The 26,034-nt window shown below is 63.1% G+C and carries 25 protein-coding genes and 1 pseudogene; 9 read left to right on the forward strand and 17 right to left on the reverse strand.

What is annotated here, in order from left to right; genetic code table 11:
* Positions 1–2 precede the first annotated feature (2 nt).
* Complete coding sequence (locus CDV46_RS24410; RefSeq protein WP_087725538.1) at positions 3–938, reverse strand: LysR family transcriptional regulator; 936 nt, start codon at positions 936–938, stop codon at positions 3–5.
* Positions 939–1,168: 230 nt separating this feature from the next.
* Here CDV46_RS24410 and CDV46_RS24415 point away from each other — a divergent pair, with 230 nt between their 5' ends.
* Entirely contained in the window at positions 1,169–2,596 is a 1,428-nt protein-coding gene (locus CDV46_RS24415; RefSeq protein WP_087725540.1) for an amidohydrolase family protein, read from the forward strand.
* Between the two features lie 25 nt (positions 2,597–2,621).
* Positions 2,622–3,098, forward strand: coding sequence for a DMT family transporter (locus tag CDV46_RS24420; protein ID WP_087725542.1), 477 nt, complete (start codon positions 2,622–2,624; stop codon positions 3,096–3,098).
* Between the two features lie 88 nt (positions 3,099–3,186).
* On the opposite strand, the gene CDV46_RS27685 is transcribed toward CDV46_RS24420, so the two are convergent.
* The gene (locus tag CDV46_RS27685) at positions 3,187–3,639 is read right to left on the reverse strand and encodes a GNAT family N-acetyltransferase (RefSeq protein WP_369597124.1); all 453 of its coding nucleotides are present in this window, start codon (positions 3,637–3,639) and stop codon (positions 3,187–3,189) included.
* A 65-nt stretch (positions 3,640–3,704) separates the two neighbouring features.
* Entirely contained in the window at positions 3,705–3,905 is a 201-nt protein-coding gene (locus tag CDV46_RS24425; protein WP_087725544.1) for a hypothetical protein, read from the reverse strand.
* A gap of 796 nt (positions 3,906–4,701) precedes the next feature.
* Here CDV46_RS24425 and CDV46_RS27690 point away from each other — a divergent pair.
* Positions 4,702–4,911 (forward strand): annotated as a pseudogene (locus tag CDV46_RS27690) (transposase); the annotation flags it as partial.
* A gap of 229 nt (positions 4,912–5,140) precedes the next feature.
* Here the strand turns inward: CDV46_RS27690 and CDV46_RS24435 are convergent.
* The 5 genes from CDV46_RS24435 to CDV46_RS24455 form a co-directional block, all read right to left on the reverse strand.
* Positions 5,141–6,469, reverse strand: a complete 1,329-nt coding sequence (locus tag CDV46_RS24435; RefSeq protein WP_087725549.1) for an NAD(P)/FAD-dependent oxidoreductase — start codon at positions 6,467–6,469, stop codon at positions 5,141–5,143.
* 87 nt (positions 6,470–6,556) lie between these two features.
* Positions 6,557–7,324: an ABC transporter ATP-binding protein gene (locus tag CDV46_RS24440; protein ID WP_087726075.1), complete on the reverse strand. Its 768-nt coding sequence runs from the start codon at positions 7,322–7,324 to the stop codon at positions 6,557–6,559.
* A 71-nt stretch (positions 7,325–7,395) separates the two neighbouring features.
* The gene (locus tag CDV46_RS24445; RefSeq protein ID WP_058378525.1) at positions 7,396–8,163 is read right to left on the reverse strand and encodes an ABC transporter permease; all 768 of its coding nucleotides are present in this window, start codon (positions 8,161–8,163) and stop codon (positions 7,396–7,398) included.
* A 72-nt stretch (positions 8,164–8,235) separates the two neighbouring features.
* Positions 8,236–9,240: an ABC transporter substrate-binding protein gene (locus CDV46_RS24450; protein WP_087687692.1), complete on the reverse strand. Its 1,005-nt coding sequence runs from the start codon at positions 9,238–9,240 to the stop codon at positions 8,236–8,238.
* Positions 9,241–9,349: 109 nt separating this feature from the next.
* Entirely contained in the window at positions 9,350–10,312 is a 963-nt protein-coding gene (locus CDV46_RS24455; RefSeq protein ID WP_087687691.1) for a LysR family transcriptional regulator, read from the reverse strand.
* 339 nt (positions 10,313–10,651) lie between these two features.
* On the opposite strand from CDV46_RS24455, the gene CDV46_RS24460 reads away from it, so the two are divergent.
* Positions 10,652–11,233, forward strand: a complete 582-nt coding sequence (locus CDV46_RS24460) for an RNA polymerase sigma factor (RefSeq protein ID WP_249277465.1) — start codon at positions 10,652–10,654, stop codon at positions 11,231–11,233.
* Positions 11,233–11,883 carry an anti-sigma factor family protein gene (locus CDV46_RS24465; RefSeq protein WP_087725553.1) on the forward strand — a complete coding sequence of 217 codons (651 nt, stop codon included), beginning with the start codon at positions 11,233–11,235 and terminating at the stop codon, positions 11,881–11,883. The genes CDV46_RS24460 and CDV46_RS24465 overlap by 1 nt, the downstream gene beginning before the upstream one ends.
* Here the strand turns inward: CDV46_RS24465 and CDV46_RS24470 are convergent.
* Positions 11,820–12,557, reverse strand: a complete 738-nt coding sequence (locus tag CDV46_RS24470) for a response regulator transcription factor (RefSeq protein WP_087725555.1) — start codon at positions 12,555–12,557, stop codon at positions 11,820–11,822. The genes CDV46_RS24465 and CDV46_RS24470 overlap by 64 nt on opposite strands.
* A gap of 194 nt (positions 12,558–12,751) precedes the next feature.
* Here CDV46_RS24470 and CDV46_RS24475 point away from each other — a divergent pair, with 194 nt between their 5' ends.
* The 3 genes from CDV46_RS24475 (at position 12,752) to CDV46_RS24485 (ending at position 15,551) form a co-directional block, all read left to right on the forward strand.
* Positions 12,752–14,242 (forward strand): helix-turn-helix transcriptional regulator, encoded by a 1,491-nt coding sequence (locus CDV46_RS24475; RefSeq protein WP_087725557.1) that lies wholly within the window; start codon positions 12,752–12,754, stop codon positions 14,240–14,242.
* A gap of 154 nt (positions 14,243–14,396) precedes the next feature.
* A complete protein-coding gene (locus tag CDV46_RS24480) occupies positions 14,397–15,104 on the forward strand; it encodes a response regulator transcription factor (protein WP_087687687.1) in 708 nt (235 codons plus the stop codon).
* 45 nt (positions 15,105–15,149) lie between these two features.
* Entirely contained in the window at positions 15,150–15,551 is a 402-nt protein-coding gene (locus tag CDV46_RS24485) for a lysozyme inhibitor LprI family protein (RefSeq protein ID WP_087725559.1), read from the forward strand.
* Between the two features lie 29 nt (positions 15,552–15,580).
* Here the strand turns inward: CDV46_RS24485 and hutG are convergent, their stop codons facing one another.
* The 5 genes from hutG to hutU all read right to left on the reverse strand — a co-directional run bounded on the left by hutG (position 15,581) and on the right by hutU (position 22,573).
* Complete coding sequence (hutG, locus tag CDV46_RS24490) at positions 15,581–16,513, reverse strand: formimidoylglutamase (protein WP_254916209.1); 933 nt, start codon at positions 16,511–16,513, stop codon at positions 15,581–15,583.
* Between the two features lie 61 nt (positions 16,514–16,574).
* On the reverse strand, positions 16,575–17,795 hold the full coding sequence (hutI, locus tag CDV46_RS24495; RefSeq protein ID WP_087725563.1) for an imidazolonepropionase: 1,221 nt from the start codon (positions 17,793–17,795) through the stop codon (positions 16,575–16,577).
* Positions 17,792–19,183, reverse strand: coding sequence for an amino acid permease (locus tag CDV46_RS24500; RefSeq protein WP_087687684.1), 1,392 nt, complete (start codon positions 19,181–19,183; stop codon positions 17,792–17,794). The genes hutI and CDV46_RS24500 overlap by 4 nt, the downstream gene beginning before the upstream one ends.
* Positions 19,184–19,328: 145 nt before the next feature.
* Complete coding sequence (hutH, locus tag CDV46_RS24505; RefSeq protein ID WP_087726076.1) at positions 19,329–20,885, reverse strand: histidine ammonia-lyase; 1,557 nt, start codon at positions 20,883–20,885, stop codon at positions 19,329–19,331.
* An 8-nt stretch (positions 20,886–20,893) separates the two neighbouring features.
* A complete protein-coding gene (gene hutU / locus CDV46_RS24510; RefSeq protein ID WP_087687683.1) occupies positions 20,894–22,573 on the reverse strand; it encodes a urocanate hydratase in 1,680 nt (559 codons plus the stop codon).
* Positions 22,574–22,729: 156 nt separating this feature from the next.
* Between hutU and CDV46_RS24515 the strand changes: the two genes are divergently transcribed.
* Positions 22,730–23,071: a YciI family protein gene (locus CDV46_RS24515; protein WP_176399179.1), complete on the forward strand. Its 342-nt coding sequence runs from the start codon at positions 22,730–22,732 to the stop codon at positions 23,069–23,071.
* Positions 23,072–23,262: 191 nt separating this feature from the next.
* Here the strand turns inward: CDV46_RS24515 and CDV46_RS24520 are convergent, their stop codons facing one another.
* From CDV46_RS24520 to CDV46_RS24530, 3 genes are all read right to left on the reverse strand, one after another.
* Complete coding sequence (locus CDV46_RS24520; RefSeq protein WP_087687682.1) at positions 23,263–24,462, reverse strand: porin; 1,200 nt, start codon at positions 24,460–24,462, stop codon at positions 23,263–23,265.
* 131 nt (positions 24,463–24,593) lie between these two features.
* A complete protein-coding gene (locus CDV46_RS24525) occupies positions 24,594–25,166 on the reverse strand; it encodes a TIGR00725 family protein (RefSeq protein WP_058378539.1) in 573 nt (190 codons plus the stop codon).
* On the reverse strand, positions 25,144–26,028 hold the full coding sequence (locus CDV46_RS24530) for an ABC transporter permease (RefSeq protein ID WP_087725565.1): 885 nt from the start codon (positions 26,026–26,028) through the stop codon (positions 25,144–25,146). The genes CDV46_RS24525 and CDV46_RS24530 overlap by 23 nt, the downstream gene beginning before the upstream one ends.
* Positions 26,029–26,034: the final 6 nt, after the last annotated feature.

Genomic DNA, 26,034 nt, shown 5'->3' on the forward strand with positions numbered 1-26,034 from the left:
CTTCAGGGGGTGGCGACCGGCGCCCGGTTGGCCTGCGCCATTTCCATCGACACCGTCTTCGCGACATCGATGAATGCGCGCAGTGCCGCCGGCATGCGCACGCGGCTCGGGTGATAGAGATAGAAGCCCGGCGTCAGCGGCGACCACGCCTCAAGCAGCGGCACCAACCGGCCGGACTGCAAATGCGGTTTCATCCAGTCTTCGGTCCAGACGGTCACGCCAAGACCGTCGAGCGCCGCTTGCAGGGCGACCGCGCAGTCGTTAACGATTAGCGTGCCTTTGACGGAAATGTCGAACCATTGCCCGTCCTTCGCAAATTCCCAGTTGTACACACCGCTCTGACCCGCGCGACGCCAGTTGATGCACTTGTGCCGGTGCAGGTCTTGCGGCGTTTCCGGGCGGCCATGCTTGCTCAGATACTCGGGTGAGGCGACGGCAATTTGCCGCAGGTCCGGGCCAACGCGCACCGCGACCATGTCCTGATCCACGTGCCGGCCGAGTCGAATCCCCGCGTCGAAGCCGCGCGCAACGGTGTCGCCGAGGCTCTCGTCGCTGGTCAGATCGAGCACGACGTCGGGGTACTTCTCCTGAAACACGCCGAGCATCGGCTGAAGCAAATGGATGATGGCCATTTGCGGCGCGCAGACCTTGAGCGTGCCGGCCGGGCTGTCGCGATAGTGATTCACCTCATCGAGCGCAGCGTTGAACTCGGCCAGCAACGGTTGCATGCGCTCGAACAAGGCGTTGCCCGCCTCCGTGAGGCTGATGCTGCGGGTTGTCCGGTTGAAGAGACGCACGCCCAGACGCTCCTCCAATGACCGGATCGTCTGACTGAGCGCCGACGGCGAGACGGCCAGCGCATTCGCCGCACGAGCAAACGCGCCTTGCTCGGCGACCGTCACAAACGCCCGGATGTCCGCAAATTCGCTGCCTCGCATTATGTATTCCCAGCTTCACAAAGTATGAAAAGTATAGGTGATTGTCGCGCCACACGCCGGTCTTTACATTGAACCCTGTCGCCATCACGGGCCGCCGTCCGATTCCCGGTGGCGCCCTGCCTCAAAGGCAAGACAGGGTTTCGCTTCCGGCAGGCCGCCACCAGTCACACAGGGTGCCACCGCCTGACGATGAAATCGCTCTCGTGCCGATTATTCGCTCAGGAAGAATAATGTCAGCCAATTCGTACCCTTCGACGTCGTGGGATGTCTTGCGTCACATCGTGGCACCGCTTGCGCCGGTCGCTGCCGGTAAGCGCCTTCTGATCAAGGGAGCCGCCATCGTCAGCATGGATGCCGCCGTGGGCGATCTGGCGCGCGGCGATGTGTTGATCGAAGGCGAGCGCATCGCCGCCATCGGCGCCGAGTTGAGCGGGGAGGCGGTCGAGGGCGCTGAGGTCATCGACGCGTCGAACATGATCGCGATGCCGGGTTTCGTCGACTCGCACCGCCATGCGTGGGAAGGCCAGTTGCGTCGTCTCGATCCGAACTCACCGACGCTGCTCGACTATCTGCGCTCGACCCATTTCTCCGTGGCGACGCATTACCGCCCGGAAGACATGTACGTCGGCAATCTCCTGACGGCGCTCGGCGCACTCGACGCAGGCATCACGACGCTGGTCGACAACTCGCACAACGCGCGCAGCCCGGCGCATTCCGATGCGTCCATCGACGCGCTTCAGGATGCGGGCATTCGCGCCGTCTATGCCCCGGGCAAGCCGTTAGCCGGGGCATGGGCGCAACACTGGCCGCAGGACCTTGCACGACTCAAGCAGGAGCGCTTCGAAGACGACAACGCGCTGGTCACCATGGCGATGATGTCGCAATGGGATCGCGACACATGGGCCGAAGCGCGCCGTCTGGGCTTGCGCATCGTCACCGAGTTTCTGGGGGCGGACATGGGCAAGTTGCTGCCGGAATTGCGTGACGAAGGTCTGCTCGGGCCGGACAACATCTTCAACCACTGCACCGGGCTGACCGACGAAGAATGGGAAATCTTGCGCGAGACCGGTGTGAACGTGAACGTCTGCCCGCGCTCCGACGCACAGTACGGTCTTGAAGAAGGGCTGACGGTCTATCAGCGCGCCATCGATCACGGCATCGCGCCCGCCATCAGCATCGACGTCGAGGCGTCGTACGGTGGCGACATGTTCGGTGAAATGCGTGCCGCCTATGTCATGCAGCGCGGCTTGGCGCAGCACCGTCGATATCAAGGCGATGCCTCGGCGCCGGCCCCCGTGTCGGTGCGCAGCATTCTGGAGACCGCCACCATCAACGGCGCCCGCGTCGCCGGACTGTCGCACGCGACCGGCTCGCTCGCGCCGGGCAAGCAGGCGGACCTTGTCCTGATTCGCGCCGACGACATCAATCTCTATCCGTCGAACAACGCCATCGGGACCATCGTTCACGCGGCGGAGCGCAGTAACGTCGACACGGTCATCGTCGGTGGCCGGACTCGCAAGTCGGGCGGCAAGCTGCTGGGACTCGACATGCAGGCACTCAGGCACGCGACGGAAGCGTCGCGCACGCACTTGTTCGCACGCGTCGGTTACGCGCCGGACATCTTTGCCGATACGCCGCCGCAACTGGTGCAGGCATGAGCGTCAGGCAAACGAGTCAGCGACTATGAACCTCATTCTGTTTCTTCTGGCGTTTGCTGCGGGCTCTGCCATTTCCGTGCAGGCAGCCGTCAACAGCCAGCTTGCCGGCGGGCTTGGCGGCAACGTGGTAGCAGCGGGGCTCGTCTCGTTTGCCATCGGCACGGTGGCGCTGGCCGCGATTGCGATTGGCAAAGGCGGCCTTGCCGCTGCCATTGCGAGCGTGCCGTCGCAACCCGTGTGGCGTTTCGCGGGCGGGCTGTTAGGCGCGGGGGCGATCTTCTGCACCGTGCTGCTCGCGCCGCGCATCGGGCTGGCGAACATGCTGGCGCTCGTCATCGCCGGGCAGTTGTTGTCGTCGCTCGCCATCGACCACTTCGGACTCATCGGCGTGGTAACGCGTCAGGTGTCGGCGATCAAGCTCGCGGGCGCAGCGTTGATGCTCGTCGGCGTATCGCTCACGCTCTTCGGCAACGCCTTAGTGCAGGCGCTGAGCAAGTCATGAAGCTCCCGCAGAAGTGCGCGTCGGACCCCCGTGTCTTTGCCGAGGCGAAAACACAAGCGAGCTCAATCGCGAACGCGTGCGAATCACCTTACGATGGGTTGGGCCTACTCCAACATATCCGATCAAATCCATTCCCCTGGCGGCGCTCATTCGCAATTTGGACGCCCAATAACCTCCGGTACATCGCATAAACTCGCTCGTGCTGGACGCGTCCGACCAAGACAATTTCTGCCCCGTACACATGACTGAGTCTAGTAACGGTCCATCGCAGAATGGAGGAACCCGCGCCTCGATGATCGGGATGAACAGCGAACGGTCCAAGCCAGAATAGATGGCTGCCTACTGGCACCGCGCTGAGAAAGTGTCTCTCCGCCGGCAGAGGGTAGGGGATCTGTTGAATCCCCAGAAATGCCGCAATTTCGCCATCGACCTCCATCGAAGAACAAAGTCCTGATAAGACCATTTTCTCTATGCTTGATTTGGTCAATATTTCAGGAAGAAATCCGACCCCGCATCGGCGATCGATCGAGTCAATCGGCATTATATAGCGTTCGCATATCGAAAAAACAGCATCGCAGTCTTCTTCGACTGCTAGGCGGATATGCCTCACGGGGCCCCCGATTTCCGGACGACTTCCCCACTGGCTACACGATTGACGTCATCAATTGACAGGTCGAACGTATCCATCAGAAATGCCACCCCGATCCAGTGCTTAGCCGACGCGGCCGTCTGCTCGCCAAAGTGGAGATAGTAGTATTTGAGCCACCACACTTGCTCATCCGCCGCGGCGTCCGCTCCATAGCTCATTACGTGCTCCGGGTACCCGCCTGACAATGAACTGTGATGGATAAAGGATTTCCCCGGGAGGCGTTCACATAGAAGCGCGTAGTCCTGAGTTTGAAGAATACATTCGTGCCATACTTCGTCAATCAATCTACTCACGACAGCATATGTATTTTTATATTGTTTTATTCGAATTGATGTGAGAAATAGAAATTTCAAGCATTCATCAATGCGAATATTCTGCTCAATATCAGGTAGATGCGCTAGCTTGGTGTGAAGATGATTCGTAAGAGATGTTGGGGCAAACTCTCGAACATTTTGATTGGGCGCCATAGATTAATTTTTTGATAAAAAATAAAGGCTGCCATTTTTGGCAGCCTTTATTGTCTATATTATTTGGAGGTGTAAGGCATGCACAAGACGGACCCACACTCGGACATGCTGCGGTATTCGAAGATCTTTTGGAGAACTTCTTTTTTGGCTAGGGCCGAACGTAGAGTGTCAAGGGAAATAATTCCATTCATAAATCACCTCATAGAATAAAAACCATGATCCACCATCAATATCGACAGTGGCGACCGCCAAATCGCACCAGAAGCTTATTGCCTTAGATAGATCCGGCGAACTCAGGCTACTGGAGTCCGGTTGACTGAGTCAATGCGGTATCGGGGTTTCGATCTATCTTGTGAAATTTGCCTTTGTAATTTCAATGATTTGGCTGGAAACGTGGTGGAAACTATATGGGAAAAGTAGTGTTATAAAGAGGTCGGAATTTGGCGGAGGGAATTAACGTTTCGCTAAAAGAGGTGCCGGCGAGACGGTCGCCAATCTGTGCGGAAAACGCGACATTTCGGACGCAACGTTTTATAACTGGCGTAACACTCACTTCGGCCTGGCGGTCGCGCAGGCCCGGCGATTGCACCCATGGGAAGAAGCGAGCAGGGGACTCAAACGGTTGGTCGCCGACAAGGCGCCCGACATCCGGGGCGTGATGGCTGTTCGCGGAAGAGCCGCTCCAGCAAGGCGGTAGTCCGGACTTGTTGCGGGCGGCGACGGCCCGGAATTCATCAGTAACGCACTTACGCATCGGCGCACTGACACCGGGCTAGGTTGCGATTCATCCGGCCAGTCGGCACGATGGCATCGACGTCGACTCAAGGAGCCCGAAGAATTTGCTGCCCGCAATCACGCTGCCTTGGCCAGCTATTTCGACGAAAGCGGTTGCCCCGTTCGGGCAACCGCCGAACGCCAATGCTCGATTACCGCTCCAGCCCGGCGCGATGCTTCTGATACTGGATCGCCGAGACAATCGCCACGCGCCGGATCGGCTCGGGCGGCAGCCACGAGGGGCGCTCGAACCCCAGCGCGTCGGCAAGCTCAGGCGATTGGTGTCCGCACGCCATCTCCCCCAGCAGCTTGCCGAACATGCTGCCCTTGAGCACGCCCGCGCCATTGCAACCCAGCGACGTGAACAACCCCTTGCGCACTTCGCCGAAGTACAGCGCACCGTTGCGGGTGAGCGCTGTCACGCCGCCCCACACGTGTTCGAACTTGTGTGATGCCATTTGCGGATAGCGGCGACGATAGGAATCGGTCAGCATGGCCGTCACATCGGCCATCGGGCGTTCCTTCTCGTAGGAATAGGCACTGCGCACAACGAAGCGGCCGCCGAGCGTCTTGCGCAAGGTCGTGCCCAGACGATTGGCCGGAATCACGCCCCATTCCTGCGCCGGACCGAGCTTTGCCAGTTCGTCTGCCGCCAGCTCCGGGGTCATCGCGGCATAGGTGTAGATGGTGAAGACACGGTCGCGCGCCAAGCCCAGCTTTCGCGCAAAGCCGTTGTTAGCCACGATCACCTGTCCCGCGCTCAACTGGGTCGTTGCTGTGGTGACCGTGAACGGCCCGTTGCCATCGAGCGCCACCACCGGCTCGTTCTCCCACAGACGCACATTCGCGGGCAAGGTGTCGGCCAGCCCGCGCACCAGCGCCGCAGGCTGCACGAACACATTGTTCTCGGAGTGATAGCCGTAGCCGTAATAGTCGGTGCCGATCTCGCTTTGCAGTGCGTCGCGAGAGAGTTCGCGAAACGACACGCCCCACTCGCGATACTGCGCCAGCGTGTCGCGCAGACGTTGCTCGCCGTCGGGCGTCGCTGCCGCGTGATATTTGCCGACCGGGTTCCAGCCGCAATCAATGCCGTGCGTGGTGATCAACTCGTGCAACCACTTCAACCCGATGTCGTAAAGCCGGATCTGCTTGCGCGCCACCTGCACCGGGCTGCCGTGGCCGCCCATGCCGGTGTTGTGCGGCAGGTTGATGAGAAAGCCCGAGTTGCGCCCGGACGAACCGTTGCCGGCCGTGGTGGCGTCGATTACCAGCACGCTGGCCTCGGGCCGCAGTTCGGCCACGCGCCGGGCAGCCGCCAGACCGGTGAACCCGGCGCCGATGACGATGACGTCAAAACTGCGCCCGACGGGCGGTTGCGTGCGCGGGACACGGGCGGGAAGCAGAGCATTCCAGCCGGCACCCGCCTGATAGGCGGGAAAGCTGCTGCGAGCGGATCGGGAGGCGTTGACTTGATTAGACATGACTATACGTATGCGGGCATGCATGGGGATTCTCGCGGCAGGCCAGACTGGCAGGATTGGCCGGATAGGCCTGTGAGGGTAGGCCGCCTAGGCGGCGCGACTCTCCAGACTGCGCATGACCTCCGTTTGCACGGTGTTCCAGATTTGTGATTTGAGTTCGTTGTAACGGGGCGAAAGCTGCACCTGCGCGTTGCGCGGCATCGGCAGGTCATTGGTCAGATCGCAAGCCACACGCCCGGGGCGCGCGCTCATGATCACCATGCGCGTCGAGAGCATCAGCGCTTCGTCGATCGAGTGCGTGATGAACACGATGGTCTTGCCGCTCTTCTGATAGATCTGCAACAGCTCTTCCTGCAACACCTGACGCGTCATCGCGTCGAGCGCGGCAAACGGCTCGTCGAGCAGAATCACGTCGGGGTCGTTGGCGAGCACGCGGGCAATCGACACACGCTGGCGCATGCCGCCAGACAGCGCCTTGGGGTAACGATCTTCAAAGCCGGTGAGGCCGACCATTTCGATATAGCGACGCGCGGTGGCATAGCGCGTGGCCTTGTCGATGCCCTTCATCTTCAGGCCGAACGCCACGTTGTCCAGCACGCTGAGCCACGGGAACAGGGCGTATTGCTGAAAGACCATGCCGCAGTGCGGATCGATGCCCTTGACCTCACGCCCGGCGACGACGATGCGCCCGGTGGTCGGTTCGTCGAAACCGGTGATCAGGTTGAGCAGTGTCGACTTGCCGCAACCCGAGGCACCGAGCAGCACCACGAACTCGCCGCGTGCAATGTTCATGTCCACCCGCTCCAGCGCCTGAAAGTCGCCATAGCGCTTGGAGATCCCTTCGATGGCGATCATCGTCTGCCCTTGATCGATGGCGGGCGAGGATGGGGACGGGGACGGAGAAACCTTCGAATCGATGCGATCGTTCATGCCTGCCACCTCAACACTTTGCGCTCGATGGCGCGAAACACCACGTCCGTCACCAACACGGTGACACTGATCATCACCATGCCGAGCACGACGACTTCCGTCTGGAAGAACTCCTTGCCGTTCATGATGAGAAAGCCCAGCCCTTCGCGCGCGGCGACGAGTTCGGCGGAGATCACGCACGTCCACGACAGGCCGAGAATGATCTTCATGCCCGAGAGAATCTGCGGCAGGCTCGCGGGCAGAATCACTTCACGCATGACTTGCCAGTTACCCGCGCCCAGATTGCGGGCCGCACGAATCAGCAGCGGGTCGACGTTGCGCGTCGCTTCGATCACGTAGACCAGCGCCGGGGCGAACGTGCCCATGAACACGATGCTGTACTTCTGCGTCTCCGAGATACCGAACCACAGCAGCGAGAGCGGGATCCAGCTCATCGACGGCAGCGGGCGCAGGAACGACAGGATCGGATCGAACGCGGCGCGTGCGTACGTCGACGTGCCGAGAATGATGCCCAGCGGAATGGCGACGACGGTGGCGGCGATAAAGCCGGTCATCACGCGACGCGTGGAAGCGAGCACGTTGGCGACGAGGGTGCCGTCGCTGAGCATGGCCATGATGCGTTCGCCGACAGCGGACGGGGGCGGCAGGAACAGGGGATCGATGGCCCCGGTGCGGCAGGCGAGTTCCCAGACCAGCAGGAACACCACGATGGACGCAAACCCCACGCCGAGCAACGTGGCGCGGGACGGTTGACGATGATTCACAATCAGACTCCTCGAACTTGCGCCGGCCTCGTGAGGCTCACGAACACCGGCGCGACGGCACAGCCGCAGGGCTTACAGATACGACGTGTTGATCCACTGGCGCACGGCCGGCGCCTTGTCGATCTGCTTGTACGTCACGAGCATTTCCGCCAGACGCTGAAGCCCGTCGACATAGCTGCCTGGCGACTTGAGCAACTGCGTTTGCTGCGCGAGGGTGTACCACTCCGCGCCCTTGATCGTTTCGATCTGGTCGAGCGCCGACATGCCGGTCAAGCCGATCAGCGAACGGGCGGCCTCATCCGGTTTGTCGCGCAGCGTCTGGCAGGCGTCGAAGTAGACCTTGAGGTACTTGCGCACCACATCGCCGTTCTTCTCGGCCCACGCATTGCGCACGATCAGCACGTCCGGACCGGGCGTGACGTTGTAGCGCTTGTAGAGCGAGAACTGCGTGTCGTCGGCAAGCAGCTTCATTCCCGACATGGCGCGAATGCGGTTGAACTGCGGCGTCCACGCGGCGGCGGCATCGATCTGGCCCGACTGGATGGCGCCGGGAATTTCCGGGGCGGGCACGTTCAGCACCGTCACGTCGTTCGACAACCCCGCGTTGCCCAGCAGGTCGAGCACCAGCAGATGCGCGCTCGACGCGAAGGTCACGCCCAGCTTCTTGCCCTTGAGGTCTTGCAGCGAATTCACGCCCTCACGCACGAACAGACCTTCAACGCGGCCAAAGCTCTCCGGCACGGCCACGATCGAGAAGTGCTTCGAGCCACGCGCCATCAGCGCCAGTGCCGAGACGATGCCCGTGCAGGCAATGTCGATGCCGCCGGAGAGCACCGCGCTCATGCGCGCCGACGACGTACCGAACGACTGCCATTGCTGATCGATGCCGGCAGCGGTCAATGCGCCCGACTTCATCGCGAGATAGGCAGGGTAGTGACCAAGCCATGCCGAGCCGCCGTACTGGACGGTGGCGGCGTCGGCCGCGCGGCCGATACCGGGCACGGTCAGACCGGCGGTGGCGGCAACGGCTGACATGGCGGCGCTGGTGTGAAGAAACTTGCGTCGTGACGGGTTCATGCGTGTCTCCTGTTGGATATGTGTTATTTCGCGGTGAACGATGCGCGCGGGTGTTGCGGTGATGGCGGTATGGGATTAGCGGGCGATGGGGGAGGAACGTAAGGGGAAATCAGCACAAGGCGAGCCGCTCGCCCAGCCATGGCATGAGGCGTTGCAACTCGGGGAATGCCTCTTGCGCCAGCGCGAGACGCCCGGCAAGAAAGCACTGCGAGGCCATCTCCGAGACTTCGCCTTCGCGAGAGACCTGATAAATCGTGCGCGATAGCGCTGGGCCGGGCAGCGGCAGTGCGGCCACTTGAGAGAGCGACGCGCGTCCCTGCAACAGACACAGCGGCGTGGCGATCGTGAAGCCCAGATCGGCGGCAACCATCGACATGACCACGTCGGATGTGTCGATCTCCAGATGCATGCGCGGCGAGTGACCCGTGCGGCGCAGATGGCGCTCGATGACGGCACCAAAGTGCGAGCGTCCCGAGAACCGGATCAGCGGCAGGGTGCGAATCAGTTCGCTCAGATCGGCCTGGGCAAGCTCGGCCTCGCGCGCCTTGGGCACCACGACGATGAACGGCTCGGTGAAGATCGGGCGGCGTACCAGCCGCTCCATATCGTGCATGGGGTCGCTGGTGACGATCAGGTCGAGCTGGCGGGCGAGCAGCGCTTGCGCGTGTCCGTTGGCCAGCCCGGACCAGAGCAGCAGTTCGCTGGTGCTGCCCGACATCTGCCGCACGATCGACGGGCCGACGGTGGCGGCAAACGAGTCGATCATGCCCACGCGCACGGCGGCACGGCTGGCGACATCGGCGTCTTGCACCTGCGCGATGAGGCGGTCCATGTCGTCGACGATCTGGCGGGCATGACGCGAGAGCGCCAGACCGGCCGGCGTGAGCTTGAGCGGACGGCGCGACCGGTCGAGCACTCGCGTACCCACGGTTTGCTCGATCTGGGCGATGGCCTGCGAGATGGCCGATTGCGTGACGCCCAGCGTATCGGCGGCGCCCGAGAGGCTGCCGGCCGACGCGACGGCTTCAAAGATCCGCAACGATCTGACGTCGAGGTCTGCACGCTTTTTCATCAACCTGTCTCCGGTCGGGCGGTGCGTGCCGGTGGCGCGAGAGGGCGTTTTCCGGTGCGCAGCGATGCATCGATATAAGAATTTCTGTGGATTGTAGGGATTCAGGCCCTAAAAACAAAAACGAATTAAGTAAAACTAATACTTTGTATTAGCCCGTGAGAATCCGGGTAGGGGAAATCGCTTAGGGGCAGGGCTGAGGGTGTTGACGTGCGGAACGAACGCGTTCGCAGATGGGGGCGAGGGCAGGGACGCGGGAGGTCAGGTGAATCTGGCGAGGGCGCCTGTTGAGGGAATCTTATTATTTCCTTTACGCGCGCACGGGAATAATCGGTGCCGTGCATGCTGCACGAGCGCTTGGTGATGACGATGCTGGACTTCGAACGCGACACGAGTTTCGCGAGCCTTTTACCCCCGATGCTGCCCAAACTCTGGACGTTCGCTTTGCGTCTGACGGGCGACCGGCACGACGCGGAAGACCTCGTCCAACGCGCCTGCGTGCGGGCGCTGGAGCGGGCCGATGCCCACTTGCGTCCGGACAGTGCGCCGCTGAACTGGCTGTATTCGATCGTCCACTCATTGTGGGTCAACGAATTACGTGCCCGGAACGTGCGCAGCCGCAGCGGCGTGGCGTGGGACGACGAGATGCTCGAGAACGTGGCCGATGGCGTGTCGGGGCTGCCCGACGAGCACGCCAGCCATCAGCAGATTGTCGACGCGGTGGAACGCTTGCCGCAGACCCAGCGCATTGCACTGCTGCTCGTGGCAGTCGAAGGGTTCAGTTATCGCGAAGCTGCCCAGATTCTCGATGTGCCCGTGGCGACGGTGACCGGCCGCCTGTCGGCGGCGCGTCAGGCCATTGGTGTGCAGTTCGGCATTGCGCCGCGTCGCTTGCGGCCGGCGCTGGCAGAGACATCCAAATAATGGTGATCAACGACCAGACGCTCCTGTCCTATGTAGAAGGGGCCTTGTCCGACGATGCACGTCTACAGGTCGAAGCCGCGATTGCCCGCTCGAAGGACATGGGCGCGCGCGTGGCGGCGTTGCGGGCCTCGGCGTTGCCGTATCGCGAGGCGTTCGACGATCTCGTGGCTCCCCCCGTGCCACCGGGGCTCAAGGCGAGTGTGCTGGCGCTGACACGGGGACGCACGACGCATGGGTTGCTGCGCAAAGCGTCCAGCGCCAACGACGCCAGTTTCGTGCGCACGCATGCCACTCGTATGTTCGGCGGCGAACTCGCGGCGGGTGCCATGCCGGGCGTGGTCCATTTCGCCGCTCCCCGTGCGCGGCCGCTGGTGTGGTGGTCGGCCGGCACGTTTGCCGCCGCTGCTACAGCGTGTGCCGTATTGTTGTCGTTCGCCGGTGCGCGCTTCTTGGCCGACGAGCCATCCTCTTCCTCGTTGTCATCGCTGCTGCTGACGCCCTCGGTCAGCAACGCCGCGACGACCATGTGTAGTGAAGGACGCCCGACACGATCGCAGTCCGAGGATTCATCCGGTCGGCGACCTGGTTATGGCGATGTGCCGATGGCACCCGGTGGGCGCGACACATGCGAGGTATGGCGATTGCCCTGACGCTCCAGCGTGTAGCCGCCACCGTAGACCGTGCGCAGCGTCAAGCCATGATCGCCTCGCAGACCCAGCCGGTTGCGCAGCTTGTAGACGTGCTGTTCGATACTGCGGGCCGCTACCTTTTCGTCGCTTCCCCAGATGGCTTCGGCAATCTGCTGCCGGCTGATGCGCATCTCCGGTTGGCTGAAGATCAGCCATGCCACGGCGAACTCGCGTGCAGTCAGCGGTACGTCGAGACCGTGAATCGCGACGGTGTCGCGGCCACGATCGACGACATAGGCACCCACTTCCAGAATCTCGTTGCTGCGCGCCGCGGTTGACGTCGCGCGGCGCTGCATGGCGAGCGACAGCCGGACGCTAAGCTCGCCCACGTCGACCGGATACATCACGACGTCGTCGCAGCCTGAGCGAAACGCGAAGTCGAGCATCCATGCCGGCGTGCCGAAGCAGATGACCGGCGCCCCGTCACCCCGCGCACCCCGGCGACGGGCCAGTACGCCCTGCATTTCATAAGGGCCGAGCGCGGCGTCGATGAGGACCGCCGAGTAACCGATGCGCGTCGCGGCAATCGCGTACTGCGCGGCGTCGTCGAAGTGCTGACAGGACCCGTCCGTGTTCAGGCTGGTGCGAATGGCTTCGTAAAGCGCGACGTCTCTCGTCAGAATTGCAAACTTCACCGGAATCTCCAATTACCCGTCTTAAATACGTTCTTACATGCTTCGAGTCACCGTGCTGTCTTGCAGCGCTCCCTACATAAACACCTGAACCGGCGATATGAAAAGTGAGGATTTCGCATCAGGTTGTTGAGAATTCAGCAGGGTATGGCGTTCTACCTTGAGTTACCTGCCACTCCCCCCGAAAAGCGAACCTCATGAACGCACGGATCTACTTCGCATTGATCGCCAGTGCGCGTATGCGTAACGCTATGCCACGCTGCGCCGATGCCTTGCTCGCCGGCGATTGGCCGCGTGCCTATGCGGCCATTTGCGGCGCTGCCGACCAGAACGAAAAGCACTGGCAAGACGTGCAAGGTGCCAATCTCGGCGCGCTGGCCGACGTTCAGGTGCTGCGCGAACTTGAGGAAGAAGCCGAGCAGAGCTATGCGAGAGCGCAGCGCGGTTGCCGCGCCGGTGGCGATGCGTTGCGTCTGATGTCGGCGCGTAATGCGGGTTGGCAGGCGTTGCTGCGCGACCGATTTGCCGTGGCGCGCAACTGCTTCATCAGCATTATTCGTGATCGCGCGAGCGATGCTGCGCAGGAAATTGAGGCGCGTGTGGGGCTGGCTATCGTCGACTATCGGCTGGGGCGGCCGCATGCGGCCATGCAAGTGCTATTGCAAGCCGACCGGTCGGTTAATGAGCTTCTTAATGCGCTTCATCCGATCTGGGAAAGCATCGTTTCGCTATTGCTTTCGGACATCACGCTGCATTCGCGCATTCGCCGCTCGTCGGCATTGTCCGATCATGTGTTCTGGCAATCCGCGTGGCTGAGTGCAGAGTCAGCGCCGGGCGCTACGCATCAATGCGAAGCCACCGATGGGCTCGATGTGTTTGGCAATCGTGTCGCAGCGGCAGACACCAGCTCGGCCACCGACGGGGTGCTGGTGTGCCGGTATCGCACCTATATGCGCCATCTGGGCGAGTTGTCGGATGGCGGCCGTGTCCATGCAGGTGCATTGAACGACTTGATCGACGGCTTACGTGCGTGCGGCAGCCCGCAGGTGCTGATGAATCTGAGGCTTAACGCCGTGCTCGCGGCATTGGCGGGCGGGCAGGCCGACGTCGCGGTGCGGCTCTTCGATGCCATCGGCGCCCGCGACGTGCATCATGCCGCGCGGCACTCCGATCTCGAATGGCTGTACGTGAGCGCAAAGCTGGCGTTCCAACGCGGCCAGATCCATCAGGGCATTTCGCTGTACACCAGCTATTCGTTGCAGGCGTTGTTCTGCCTGCGTTCGCAGATCGCCCCGACGCGCAGTCTCGACCCGCAGGCGGATGCGGCACAGATGGCACGCGGCGACGATATCGCCACGCGCTTGCCGGCCAAATATCGCAAGGCCTATCGCTACATCATCGAGCACATTGCGCACAGCGAACTCACCACGCGTGAAGTCGCGGCACAGGTCAACGTGACGGAGCGTGCACTGCAAATGGTGTTCAAGCGCTCGCTGGGCATGTCGCCGGGCGCACTCATTCGCAAACTGCGTCTCGAAGGCATTCGTAATGAACTAATGGACGACGCACGCGTCATGGGGTCCGTACTGGGCACGGCAAATCGTTGGGGGGTGACGAGCCGCTCGGCGCTGGTCAAGAGCTATCGCAAGCAGTTCGACGAATCGCCCTCGGAGACGATCAACGCCTGAGCGTCATCAACGTGGGGGATGTGCACTGGTTTCGGCGTTGCAGGGCACCCCATTGGTGCGTGTAAGAGGACGTAATATGACGCGCTGTTGAGATTTTCGGCGTGTCCGAGGGCCTGAGGCAGACTCGCCGCTGTTTCCCTCGAAAGGCCCCGGCATGGTCATCGTGCTTCTGTCTCGCAGCAAAGCGCTTCGCGCCGTCTTCTCTGCACTTGAACAAGGCTCAGGCAATTGCCGGGTCATCGATTTCGACAATCGCGTGGAGCTGATCCGTTATCTCTCGGTGCGCGCCAATGCCGATCTGGTGGTCATCGATGCCGATACCGACGCCGAGGCCATCGCGTTTCTCGCGACGTGGCGCACCTGCCACGCGCGCCACGATCTCCCCATTCTCGTCACCGGCCACTATCTGAGTGCGGCTGCCATGCGCGATGCGCTGGCTTGCGGCGGCGACGACATCGTCGCGGGTGCGCTATCGCTAGACGAGTTGCAGGCGCGGGCGTATCGCTGCGTGGCGCGGCGGCGCACGTCGGAGCTTGAGGCGACCGTCATCGAATACGGCGGCTACCGGCTGGATAAGCTGAACTGCCGCTGCACTCGCGAAGGTTGTCCGATTCACCTGACAACCCGCGAGTTCGCGACAGCATGGCTGTTCTTCTCGCATCCGGGGTCGGTGCTGAGCCGCCCGCGTATCTCCGAAAAGATCTGGGGGGAAGCCGCACAGGCCCGTGAGCCGGGTGCGCTGACGCGCTATATCAACCAGATACGCCGCAAGCTCGGGCTTTCGGGAGGCGGCCCGGTGGCACTGCGCGCCGTGTATGCCTCGGGCTACCGGCTTGACGGTCCGCAGCCCGCGAGGCTGTAAGCTTTGCTATTCGGGCACATGGCCCATGACAGTTCCGGAGAACCCATGAAAAAGATTTGGATGAGCGGCGCGGCGGCGCTGATGTTGACCGGCCTGACGAGCGCCTCCGCGTGGGCTGCCGATCCCTGCGACAACCCGCAGGATCAGACCACCATGAACGCTTGCGCGGGCAAGTCGCTTGCTGCATCTGACAAGAAGCTCAACGAGACGTACAACGCGCTGGTCAAGAAGGTCGGCCCTGCGGGCAAGAGCAAGCTCCTGAGCGCGCAACGCGCATGGCTCGCGTGGCGGGATGCCCAATGTGCGTTCGAGACCATGGGGACCGATGGCGGCAGCATTCACGCAGCAATGTACGCCTCGTGCGCCGATGAACTGACGCAGGCGCAGACCAAGCGACTCGACGGTCAGCTTCACTGTCAGGAAGGGGACCTGTCCTGCTCGAAGTAAGACGCGCCGAGTCAGCTCACATCTGCCGGTCAAAGCAGGCGGTAGGCGAGCCGGGCCGCGACACGGGCCCCTGACCCTTGGGGATCGAAGTGCGGGTTGTATTCCGCAAGATCGGCCACGCGGAGTTTGCCCGAACGGCGCACGTGCGTGGCAATCGCCTCGACCACAGTGATGGGCACACCATAGACAGCCGGTGCCGACACACCGGGCATGACTGCCGCGGGCAGGACGTCCAGGCAGATCGTGAGGTAGACGTGCGACACCTCCTCGATCAGCGCATCGATCTGCGCGAGACGAGCGTCCAGATGCCTGTCCTGCATCTCAATGTCTTCGGCGTATGTCACCCCCAACTCGTTCGCACGCGCAAATAGCGACGCAGTGTTGCCCAGACGGCTGACGCCAAGGCAGACGTAGTCAAAAGGCAATCCGGCTGCCTCACTGGCTTGTGCAATTTGATCGAAGGGGGTCCCGGACGTGCCGGGCCGGGCAGTTCGCAAATCGAAATGCGCATCGAGATTGAGAATCAGCACCCGGCCGCGGTCGCCTTTTGCGTCGAGATGTGCGCGCAGCCCCTGCCATGTACCCCATGCAATCTCATGACCGCCGCCGAGCACGACGGGCCTTGCACCGGCGTCCAACTGATGGCGGACAGCGGTGGCGAGCGCGGCTTGCGCGGCTTCGAGCGCGTCGCCTTCACAGGTCACGTCCCCAGCATCGTAGAGCGGGGCGATGTCGTGGGCAGGGAGGTTCGCGAGCGCACGGCGAATGGCTTGCGGCCCTTCGGACGCACCCACACGCCCTTGATTGCGTTTGACGCCGGCGTCGCATGCGAATCCGAGCAGTACGGGAGCGCCCGGCACTGCCGAGTGTGCTGGGCCGTCGAGCACTTTCACGACGTTGAAAAGCCGGCGGGTGTCGCCGCGCTCGTTCGCGTCGGTACGACCTTGCCAGACGGTGGGCATCGCCGTCTGCGCGGGGAGGGCTGTCGCTGAAGTGGGCATGGGAGCGGGTACCGTGAAGGGGTTATGCGTCGACGGACACGTCGCGCCATTGTCCGTGGCGGATGGTCCGGCAGGGCAGTTCGCCGCCAAGCCAGTACGCCAGTTCGGCAGGCCGTTCAATTTCCCACGCGACGAAGTCGGCTGTCTTTCCAATTTCGATCGTGCCGTGGGTATCGAGCATGCCGAGGGCTTTGGCGGCGTTGCGTGTCACACCTGCCAGCGCTTCTTCAGGCGTCAGGCCGAACAATGTGCACGCCATGTTCATCATCAGACGTAGCGACAGGGCAGGCGAGGTACCCGGATTCAGATCGGAGGCCACGGCAATATCGACACCGTGCTGGCGCAGCAGGTGCACCGGCGGCCGGCGCGATTCCTGAAGCATGTGGAATGCGCCCGGCAGCAGCACGGCCACCGTACCGGCCCGGCCCATCGCAGCCGCGTCTTCCGGCGTCATGTATTCGAGATGGTCCGCCGACAGTGCACCCAGCTCCGCCGCAAGGCTGGCACCACCCAGGGGCGAGAGTTGCTCGGCGTGCAGCTTCACGGGCAGCTTCAGCTTCTGCGCACGCAGCAGCACGCGCATGACCTGTGCGGGCGAGAAGGCAATCGTCTCGCAGAACGCATCGACCGCATCGACCAGCCGCTCTTCGGCGAGCGTCGGCAGAATTTCGGCGCAAACGTAGTTCACATACTCGTCCGCCTTACCGGCAAACTCCGACGGCACGGCGTGCGCGGCCAGACACGTCGTCTTGACGGTAACCGGCAGTGCTTCGCCAAGGCGTCTGGCCACGCGCAGCATCTTGCGCTCGCTGTTCAGATCGAGTCCGTAGCCGGATTTGATCTCGACCGTCGTCACGCCGTCACGCATCAACGTGAGAAGCCGCTTGCGCGCCGACTCGAACAACGCGTCTTCGGTCGCATCGCGTGTGTGCCGCACGGTGTATTTGATACCACCGCCCGCTGCCGAAATCTCGGCGTAACTCACGCCTTGCAGGCGCTGCTCGAACTCGAGACTGCGGTTGCCGCCGAACACCAGATGCGTATGACAGTCGATTAGCCCCGGTGTGACCCACGCGCCTTGCAGATCGACACATTCGTCGGCTGCGGTGGCGGAGCGCTCGCTGCGCGGGCCGACCCATTCGATTTGCTTGCCGTGCGTGACGATCACGGCGTCTTCGATCGCGTGGTAGCGGCCGTCGCGCATCGTGGCGACACGGCAGTGCTTCCAGTGGATACGTTTCATGAGAGGCTCGTTTGGCTGGTGTCGTCGCGCGCTTCACGCGACGCCTTGGGTTTGACGCCGAAGCAGTAGGCCGCCGACATCAGCGCGATCCAGCCCGCGCCGACATACAACGCCACCCGCGTGTCTTCCATATAGCCCAGCACGCCGATCACAAACAGCATGAACGCGATGGCGAGCGCCGGGCCGACCGGCCACAGGGGCACCTTGAACTTGAGCGCAGCGACTTCATCGGCCGACAAGCGACGACGCATGGCGACCTGCGAGAGCAGAATCATCAGCCAGACCCAGACCGTCGCGAACGTGGCGATCGACGCGATGATCAGGAACACGCCTTCCGGAATCAGGTAGTTCAGCACCACGCCGCCAAGCAACGCGCCGGTCATCACCAGCACCGTTACCCAAGGCACGCCGTGGCGCGACGTTGCGCTGAATGCCGCCGGCGCCTGACCGTGCTCGGCCATGCCGAACATCATGCGGCCCGCGCCGAAGATATTGCTGTTGATGGCCGAGATGGCTGCCGAAATCACGATCACGTTGAGGATCGCTGCCGCCGACTTGATGCCCAGACCCGAGAAGATCTGCACGAACGGGCTGCCCTGATTGCCGATGCCGGTCCACGGGAAGATGGCCATCAGCACGCACATCGTCAGCACGTAGAACAGCAGAATGCGCAGCGGCACGGCGTTGATGGCACGCGGAATCACCTTCTCGGGGTTCTTCGCTTCGCCGCCGGTGATGCCGATGATTTCAATGCCGCCATAGGCAAACATCACAACCGCCAGCGACGCCATCAGGCCACCCCAGCCATTCGGCAGGAAGCCGCCGTGCGACCAGAGGTTGCTCACTGCCGGGGCATGTTCGCTGTGGATATGCACGCCGGTGAACAGGATCACGGCCCCGCCGACGATCATGGCCACGATGGCGAGAATTTTCACCAACGCCAGCCAGAACTCCATTTCGCCGTACACCTTCACGTTGCACAGGTTCAGCCCGCAGATGACCATCACGATGCCGAGCACCCAGATCCATTGCGGCACGTCGGGAAACCAGAAGCCCATGTAGATGCCGAACGCCGTCACGTCGGCCAGACACACGATGACCATCTCGAGGATGTAGGTCCATCCGGTGAGAAAGCCGGCGAGGGGGCCGAGGTTGTCGCGGGCATAGCGGCCGAACGAGCCCGATACCGGTTGGCGAACGACCATTTCACCGAGCGCGCGCATGACCATGTAGACGGCGGCGCCACCGATGATGTAGGCGAGGATGACGGCCGGACCGGCCAGTTGAATGGCGGAGGCCGAGCCATAGAACAGGCCGGTGCCGATGGCCGACCCGAGCGCCAGAAAGCGGATGTGCCGCGCGCTCAGATTGCGTTGCAGGTTTTTCAAGCTGTCTCCTGAATATGCGTAATTTGCGCAATGAACCGGCCCGCCCATGGGGCAGGCGGTATGACGATTAGCCCGCGATCAGGCGGGTTGCCGGTGCGCGAATCGCTGTTCGTTTCGCACAGGCAGGGCGCGAATCAAACGCGAATCAAGCGCTCGGCAGAGTGCCGGAAGGCACGAGGGCAGTCAGGTGGCGCTGCGCGATCAACGCGCTTGCCCCTTCGATGTCCGGTGCGAAATAGCGGTCCTTATCGTAGAACGGGACTGCGGTGCGCAACAGGGCGCGGGCACGTTCGAGCACCGGCGTCGTCTTCACCCCTTCGCGGAAGTCCAGGCCCTGACAGGCGCTGAGCCATTCGATCGCGATGATGCCCTTGACGTTATCGGCCATCTCCCAAAGCCGCTTACCGGCGTTGGGGGCCATCGAAACGTGATCTTCCTGATTTGCCGAGGTCGGGAGACTATCAACGCTGGCCGGATGTGCCAAGGCCTTGTTTTCCGATGCGAGTGCGGCGGCGGTGACCTGCGCGATCATGAAACCGGAGTTGACTCCCCCGTTGGCGACCAGAAAAGCCGGCAACTGGGACATATGTTGGTCCATCATCAGCGAAATGCGCCGTTCGCTCAAGGCACCAATCTCAGCCAGTGCCAACGCCAGATTATCGGCTGCCATGGCCACCGGTTCGGCGTGGAAGTTGCCGCCGGAGATGACGTCGCCCTGTTCCCAGAACACCAGCGGATTATCCGACACCGCGTTGGCTTCCACGCCCAGCACGTCGGCGGCTTGGCGAATCTGCGTCAGGCACGCGCCCATGACTTGGGGCTGGCAGCGCAGCGAGTAGGGGTCTTGCACCTTCTCGCAGTTGGCGTGCGATTGGCCGATTTCGCTGGTTTCGCCGAGCAGATGGCGATACGTGGCGGCCGCATCGATCTGACCGCGCTGGCCACGCGCTGCGTGAATACGCGGGTCGAACGGGGCACGCGAGCCGAGCATGGCTTCGACCGTCAAGGCGCCGCACACGCTCGCGGCGGCGAACATGTCTTCCGCTTCGAACAAGCCGCGCAGGGCATAAGCCGTGGAGACCTGCGTGCCGTTGAGCAGCGCGAGCCCTTCCTTGGCAGCCAGCGTCAGCGGTTCGAGCCCCGCGACGGCCAGTGCTTCGCGGGCGTCGAGCCATTGGCCGCGATAGCGCGCATGGCCTTCGCCCAGCAACAGCAGCGACATATGGGCGAGCGGTGCCAGATCGCCCGAGGCACCCACCGAGCCTTTCAGCGGAATGCGGGGATAGACCTCCGCGTTGACCAGCGTGACCAGCGCATCGATCACCTTGCGGCGGATACCGGACAGGCCACGGGCCAGACTGTTGATCTTGAGCACCATGATCAGGCGCACCAGCGCGTCGTCGATCGGGGCGCCCACGCCGGCGGCATGCGAGAGCACGAGCGAGCGTTGCAGGTTTTCCAGATCTTCGTGGGCGATGCGCGTTTGCGCCAGCAGCCCGAAGCCGGTGTTAATGCCGTAGGCCGTGCGGCCTTCGGCGACGATGCCTTCTACACAGGCGACGCTCTTATCGATGGCTCCGTAGGCCTTCTCGTCGAGCGTGACTTTAGTCGGCTGCTCGAAGACCGCGCGCAGTTGTGCGAGCGTGAGCGTGCCGGGCGTGATGAACAGGGAATTCAGGGGGGCGTTGTTTTGATTCGACATGGTGAGGTTCACTTCGAGGTATTCAGCATCGGCAGGTTCAGGCCGTTTTCGCGGGCGCAATTGATGGCGATGTCGTAGCCGGCGTCGGCGTGGCGCATGACGCCCGTCGCCGGATCGTTGTTCAGTACGCGGGCGATGCGTGCGGCGGCGGCGTCAGTGCCGTCGCACACGATCACCACGCCCGAATGTTGCGAGAAGCCCATGCCGACACCGCCGCCGTGGTGCAGCGACACCCACGTCGCGCCGCTGGCGGTGTTGAGCAGGGCGTTGAGCAGCGGCCAGTCCGACACGGCGTCGGAGCCGTCGCGCATCGCTTCGGTCTCGCGGTTGGGGCTGGCAACCGAGCCGGAATCCAGATGGTCGCGGCCGATCACGATGGGTGCGGAGAGCTCACCCGAGCGCACCATTTCGTTGAACGCCAGACCGAGCTTGGCGCGCAGGCCGAGGCCGACCCAGCAGATACGGGCGGGCAGCCCTTGGAAGCTGATGCGTTCGCGGGCCATATCGAGCCAGCGGTGCAGGTGCGCGTCGTCGGGAATCAGTTCCTTGACCTTCGCGTCGGTCTTGTAGATATCTTCCGGGTCACCGGACAGGGCGACCCAGCGGAACGGGCCGACGCCACGGCAGAACAGCGGGCGGATGTAGGCCGGGACGAAACCGGGGAAGTCGAACGCCTTCTCCACGCCTTCTTCCAGCGCCATCTGACGGATGTTGTTGCCGTAGTCGAACGTCGGCACGCCCATCGCCTTGAAAGCGAGCATGGCTTTGACGTGGACGGCCATCGATTGCTTGGCGGCCTTCACGACTTCGGCGGGCTTGCTGCGGGCGCGTTCGCGGTATTCGTCCCATGTCCAGCCGATGGGCAGATAGCCGTTGAGCGGATCGTGCGCGCTGGTCTGGTCGGTGACCATGTCGGGGCGTACGCCGCGACGCACCAGCTCCGGCAGAATCTCGGCCGCGTTGCCGCACAGGGCGATGGACACGGCCTTGCCTGCTGCCGTGTACTTGGCGATACGGGCCAGTGCGTCGTCGAGATCGGTGGCTTGTTCATCCACGTAGCGCGTGCGCAGGCGGAAGTCGATGCTGGTTTGCTGGCATTCGATGTTCAGCGAGCAGGCACCGGCGAGGGTGGCGGCGAGGGGTTGCGCGCCGCCCATGCCACCGAGGCCGGCGGTGAGCACCCAGCGCCCGGCCAGTTTGCCGCCGTAGTGTTGGCGGCCGGCTTCCACGAAGGTTTCGTAGGTGCCTTGCACGATGCCTTGGCTGCCGATGTAGATCCACGAGCCGGCGGTCATCTGGCCGTACATGGCGAGACCCTTGGCGTCGAGTTCGTTGAAGTGTTCCCACGTCGCCCAGTGCGGCACGAGGTTGGAGTTGGCGATGAGCACGCGCGGTGCGTCGGCGTGCGTCTTGAAGACACCGACCGGCTTGCCCGACTGGACCAGCAGCGTTTCGTCGTCGCCGAGGGTCTTGAGGGTGGCGACGATGCTGTCGAAGCATTCCCAGTTGCGGGCGGCACGCCCGATGCCGCCGTAGACGACGAGAGCGTTCGGGTTCTCGGCCACGTCCGGGTCGAGATTGTTCATGAGCATGCGCAGCGGCGCTTCAGTCAGCCAGCTACGGGCATTGAGTTGCGTGCCGCGCGGCGCGCGGATCGTCACATCGCGGTATCGGGTAGGTTGGCTCACAGCATTCCTTTCGTTCAGACCAAGTAGTGACCGGTACAGTATTGTATATACAGGTAAGTATGTATTAGGGTTTGTACGAACGGTGGGCGTGGGGAGGTTGGCGGGAGTATGCGAGTGCGGCCGATGAAAGCGCCGACTTCACCGAAGGACAAAGCGATGACGAAATACCTTATCTCGTTTCCTGCGCGGGCGATGGTCGTCCCCGTCGAGGACTTTGCCGCCGTGGGCGAAGCGGCGCACCGAGTGATACGCGAGGCGAAGGCTGCCGGTGTGTACGTGTTCGGTGGCGGAATCAACGGGGGTGTCGCTCCCCTCATGGTCGCCGCAGACGGCAGGACCACAAACGACACATATCCCCAGACGAAGGAGTTCGACGGCGGCTTCTGTGTCCTGCAACTCCCGTCGCGCGAAGCCGCCATCGCGTGGGCGGCGAAGATCGCACAGGCTTGCCGCTGCTCGCAGGAACTCCGCGAGTTTGGAGATGACCCCGAGAGTTGATGGCATAAAAAAAACACACCACCGCACGAAACAACGTTGTGCGAGGGTGTGCCAAGGGTGAGCCGGGCCATTACGCAGTGCCACGCCATGTCGAAGGCCGAGCGCAAAGTACCGGTTCTCGCGAAGTCTCCGAGATGAGACCGATGAAACTCAAGCACCCCCTCGGCGAGCGAGGGGGGAACAACCGAAGATCAGAACGTCTGACGAATACCCATGCGGACCAGCGTCTGCGTCGAGGTGGCTGACGAGATGCCGTTGCCCACGTCGCCGACCGATGCCGTTGCCGACACCACGTTGCCGAAGGTGTCGAGCGTGTTACCCGACGCCTTCTGATAGCCCACGAGCGCGTACAGCGACGTGCGCTTCGAGAACGCGTAATACGTGGCGAGGTTGACCTGCTGATACTTCGGACCGCCGGCACCCTTCACGTCGCTGCCTTGCGTGTAGTTGTACGCGGCGGCCAGTCGAATCGCCGGCGACCATTGATACGCCACCGTGGCACCGATCGAGTTGAACGTCATCGCGCTGGCGAACGTCGAGAACGAACCCGGCGTGTAGTGCACGTTGCCGTACGACAGACCCACTTGCGTGTTGCCGAACGTGTACGTACCGGCAGCAGCGAGAATGCGCTGGCTGGCGGCCGAAGCGAAGCCTTCGTTGATCGACGACGCGAACGTGCCGTCATACGCGCCGCTCCACGTGCCGCCCGTATTGCCGTAAGCATTCGTCGCTTGCAGGTAAGCCACGCCGAGGGCGAGCGGGCCGCTGGCATATTGACCGCCAAGACCCCATGCGTTCTGGTTCTTCACGCTGCCCGGCTGGCCGCCAAAGCCATAGATCGCGCCGAACTGGAAGCCGCCGTACACCGGGCTGGCCCACTTCACCGAGTTGTTCACGCGTGCCTGGTTATCGATGTTGTCGATATCGCCCGGGTGCGCACCCATACCGGTGACGAACGTGCCCGCGCTGATCGCGCCCACATAGTCGACGATCGGATCGTACTGGCGGCCAAACGTAATCTTGCCCAGCGTGGCGCTTTGCAGACCCATCCACGATTGACGGCCGAACTGGCGGCTGCCTTGGCCCGACTGACCTGTACCGATGTTGAAGCCATTCTCGAGCTGGAAGATGGCCGCGTTGCCGCCGCCCAGATCCTCAGTGCCTTTCAGGCCCCAACGGTCGCCCGACCACGTGCCGCTGGCAAAACCCCAGTTCGAGGCGTTGGAGTAGACGATCGGGGTGCCTACGCCACCCTTTGTGGTGGCGGTGCGTTGACCGCTGGTGTAACCCACACCGGCGTCGACGATGCCGTACAGAGTCACGTTGCTTTGTGCTTGTGCCGCGATGGCGAAGCCGCCGAGCCCAAGCGCCGCGAGAAGAATACGCTTCATAATATTAGTAATCCTAAATATATGTGACAGGAACGTCACGAGAACGCGCCGTCGATACCCCGTTGAACCGTGTTTTTCCCGATCCTTTTCCCGATATGGGGCGGGGGGGGGGAGGGTACCGCTGGCGTGGCTTACCGGGGGGCGTCACCTCCGGGAAGTCCGGTGACGCTGAGCCAGGTCGCAACCGCCACGACCAGCGCGTCGATATCGTCGAAGTTCTCGGCACCCGGCACGGCCGGCGCGTCGAGTACCGTGAACACCGGCTTGCGCCATTGCAGGCCAAGCGCGATTTCCGAGAGCGTACCCAGTCCGCCGCCAATGGCGACCAGACACACCGAGGCACGCGCGATCAACGCGTTGCGCGTGATGCCCAACCCCGTGGGCAGCGCAACGCTCAGATGCGGATTGGCGTCGTTCGCATGGTCTTCCGGCAACAGCCCGATGACGATGCCGCCGGCCGATGCCGCCCCTGCCGACGCCGCTTCCATCACGCCGCCCTTGCCGCCGCACACAAGCGCAACACCGGCGGCTGCCAGTGCTTCGCCGACACAGTGCGCGGCTTCGAGCTGCGCCGCCGTGGCTTCGCGCGGACCAATCAGCCCGACCGGCGTCACGTGCCGGTGCGTGCTTTCCTGGCGGGCGGCCAGACGATCGAGGGCGTGGCGGGCCGCAGCCGACCACTCATTGAGGATGACGCCGTACAAGACACTCTCCGAGAGCGAGCACACCGCTGCATACCGCCATCAATACGAGCGACAGCGCGGCGGCTTGTGGGAAATCCGTTTGCCCGTCCGACATCTTCAGGAACATGAGCAACGGCAGAATATTGATTTGGGTGCCGGCCAGCGCGAGCGCCGTGCCGTACGTGCCCAAGGCGATAGCGCTAACGAGACACCACGCGGCGGCCAGCGTCGGCCAGAGTTCGCGCAACGCCACGTCCGCGATGGCCCGTAGCGGGTGCGCGCCCAGCGTGAGCGCAGCTTCGAGCGGCCGGCGGTCCAGATTGGCAATTGCCGGATAAACCATCAACGCCACACGCGGAATCAGGTAGTACGCGTAGGCTGCGATGAGCCCCGGCGCCGTGTAGATCAGCGCGCCGACACGCGCTGGGTCGGCACCGAGCGACGCCAGCCCGAGCGTGACGAAGCCTGCACGGCCGAACGCCAGAATGAAACCGTAGGCGATCACCAGCCCCGAGAACGCGAGCGGAACACCCATCGCGGCCAGCCAGAAACGGCGACGACGCGGCGTCTGACGGGCGAGCGTGACGGCGAGCAGCGCACCGACCACCAACGACACGGTGCCTGCGCCGACCGCCAACGCCAGCGAGTTCACCAGCGCGTCGCGCACCAGCGGGTCGATGGCGATGGCGAGGAACGCTTCGCCATGACCGTCGAACGCTGCCACCACGAGCGCGCCGAGCGGCAGTCCGAAACCGAGGGCGAGCAACACGGCCGCAGGCAGGCCGCCGAAGCGCCGCACCCAGCCACGCGGGGCGAGCGCCCCACGGGGGCTTTCGGCGGCGATCTCGTTAGCCGGGACCGGAGTGGCGCGGACGGAAGTCATCTCGTG

Origin of the sequence: Pandoraea sp. PE-S2T-3, from assembly GCF_002179965.1 — a bacterium.
GTDB lineage: Bacteria > Pseudomonadota > Gammaproteobacteria > Burkholderiales > Burkholderiaceae > Pandoraea.

What these genes read in the sequence shown, in the direction of transcription:
- CDV46_RS24410 (WP_087725538.1), bottom strand. Translation starts at nt 938, where the DNA reads ATGCGAGGCAGCGAATTTGCGGACATCCGGGCGTTTGTGACGGTCGCC.
- CDV46_RS24415 (WP_087725540.1), top strand. Translation starts at nt 1,169, where the DNA reads ATGTCAGCCAATTCGTACCCTTCGACGTCGTGGGATGTCTTGCGTCAC.
- CDV46_RS24420 (WP_087725542.1), top strand. Translation starts at nt 2,622, where the DNA reads ATGAACCTCATTCTGTTTCTTCTGGCGTTTGCTGCGGGCTCTGCCATT.
- CDV46_RS27685 (WP_369597124.1), bottom strand. Translation starts at nt 3,639, where the DNA reads ATGCCGATTGACTCGATCGATCGCCGATGCGGGGTCGGATTTCTTCCT.
- CDV46_RS24425 (WP_087725544.1), bottom strand. Translation starts at nt 3,905, where the DNA reads ATGAGCTATGGAGCGGACGCCGCGGCGGATGAGCAAGTGTGGTGGCTC.
- CDV46_RS24435 (WP_087725549.1), bottom strand. Translation starts at nt 6,469, where the DNA reads ATGTCTAATCAAGTCAACGCCTCCCGATCCGCTCGCAGCAGCTTTCCC.
- CDV46_RS24440 (WP_087726075.1), bottom strand. Translation starts at nt 7,324, where the DNA reads ATGATCGCCATCGAAGGGATCTCCAAGCGCTATGGCGACTTTCAGGCG.
- CDV46_RS24450 (WP_087687692.1), bottom strand. Translation starts at nt 9,240, where the DNA reads ATGAACCCGTCACGACGCAAGTTTCTTCACACCAGCGCCGCCATGTCA.
- CDV46_RS24455 (WP_087687691.1), bottom strand. Translation starts at nt 10,312, where the DNA reads ATGAAAAAGCGTGCAGACCTCGACGTCAGATCGTTGCGGATCTTTGAA.
- CDV46_RS24460 (WP_249277465.1), top strand. Translation starts at nt 10,652, where the DNA reads ATGCTGCACGAGCGCTTGGTGATGACGATGCTGGACTTCGAACGCGAC.
- CDV46_RS24465 (WP_087725553.1), top strand. Translation starts at nt 11,233, where the DNA reads ATGGTGATCAACGACCAGACGCTCCTGTCCTATGTAGAAGGGGCCTTG.
- CDV46_RS24475 (WP_087725557.1), top strand. Translation starts at nt 12,752, where the DNA reads ATGAACGCACGGATCTACTTCGCATTGATCGCCAGTGCGCGTATGCGT.
- CDV46_RS24480 (WP_087687687.1), top strand. Translation starts at nt 14,397, where the DNA reads ATGGTCATCGTGCTTCTGTCTCGCAGCAAAGCGCTTCGCGCCGTCTTC.
- CDV46_RS24485 (WP_087725559.1), top strand. Translation starts at nt 15,150, where the DNA reads ATGAAAAAGATTTGGATGAGCGGCGCGGCGGCGCTGATGTTGACCGGC.
- hutG (WP_254916209.1), bottom strand. Translation starts at nt 16,513, where the DNA reads ATGCCCACCGTCTGGCAAGGTCGTACCGACGCGAACGAGCGCGGCGAC.
- hutI (WP_087725563.1), bottom strand. Translation starts at nt 17,795, where the DNA reads ATGAAACGTATCCACTGGAAGCACTGCCGTGTCGCCACGATGCGCGAC.
- hutH (WP_087726076.1), bottom strand. Translation starts at nt 20,885, where the DNA reads ATGTCGAATCAAAACAACGCCCCCCTGAATTCCCTGTTCATCACGCCC.
- CDV46_RS24515 (WP_176399179.1), top strand. Translation starts at nt 22,730, where the DNA reads ATGACGAAATACCTTATCTCGTTTCCTGCGCGGGCGATGGTCGTCCCC.
- CDV46_RS24520 (WP_087687682.1), bottom strand. Translation starts at nt 24,462, where the DNA reads ATGAAGCGTATTCTTCTCGCGGCGCTTGGGCTCGGCGGCTTCGCCATC.
- CDV46_RS24530 (WP_087725565.1), bottom strand. Translation starts at nt 26,028, where the DNA reads ATGACTTCCGTCCGCGCCACTCCGGTCCCGGCTAACGAGATCGCCGCC.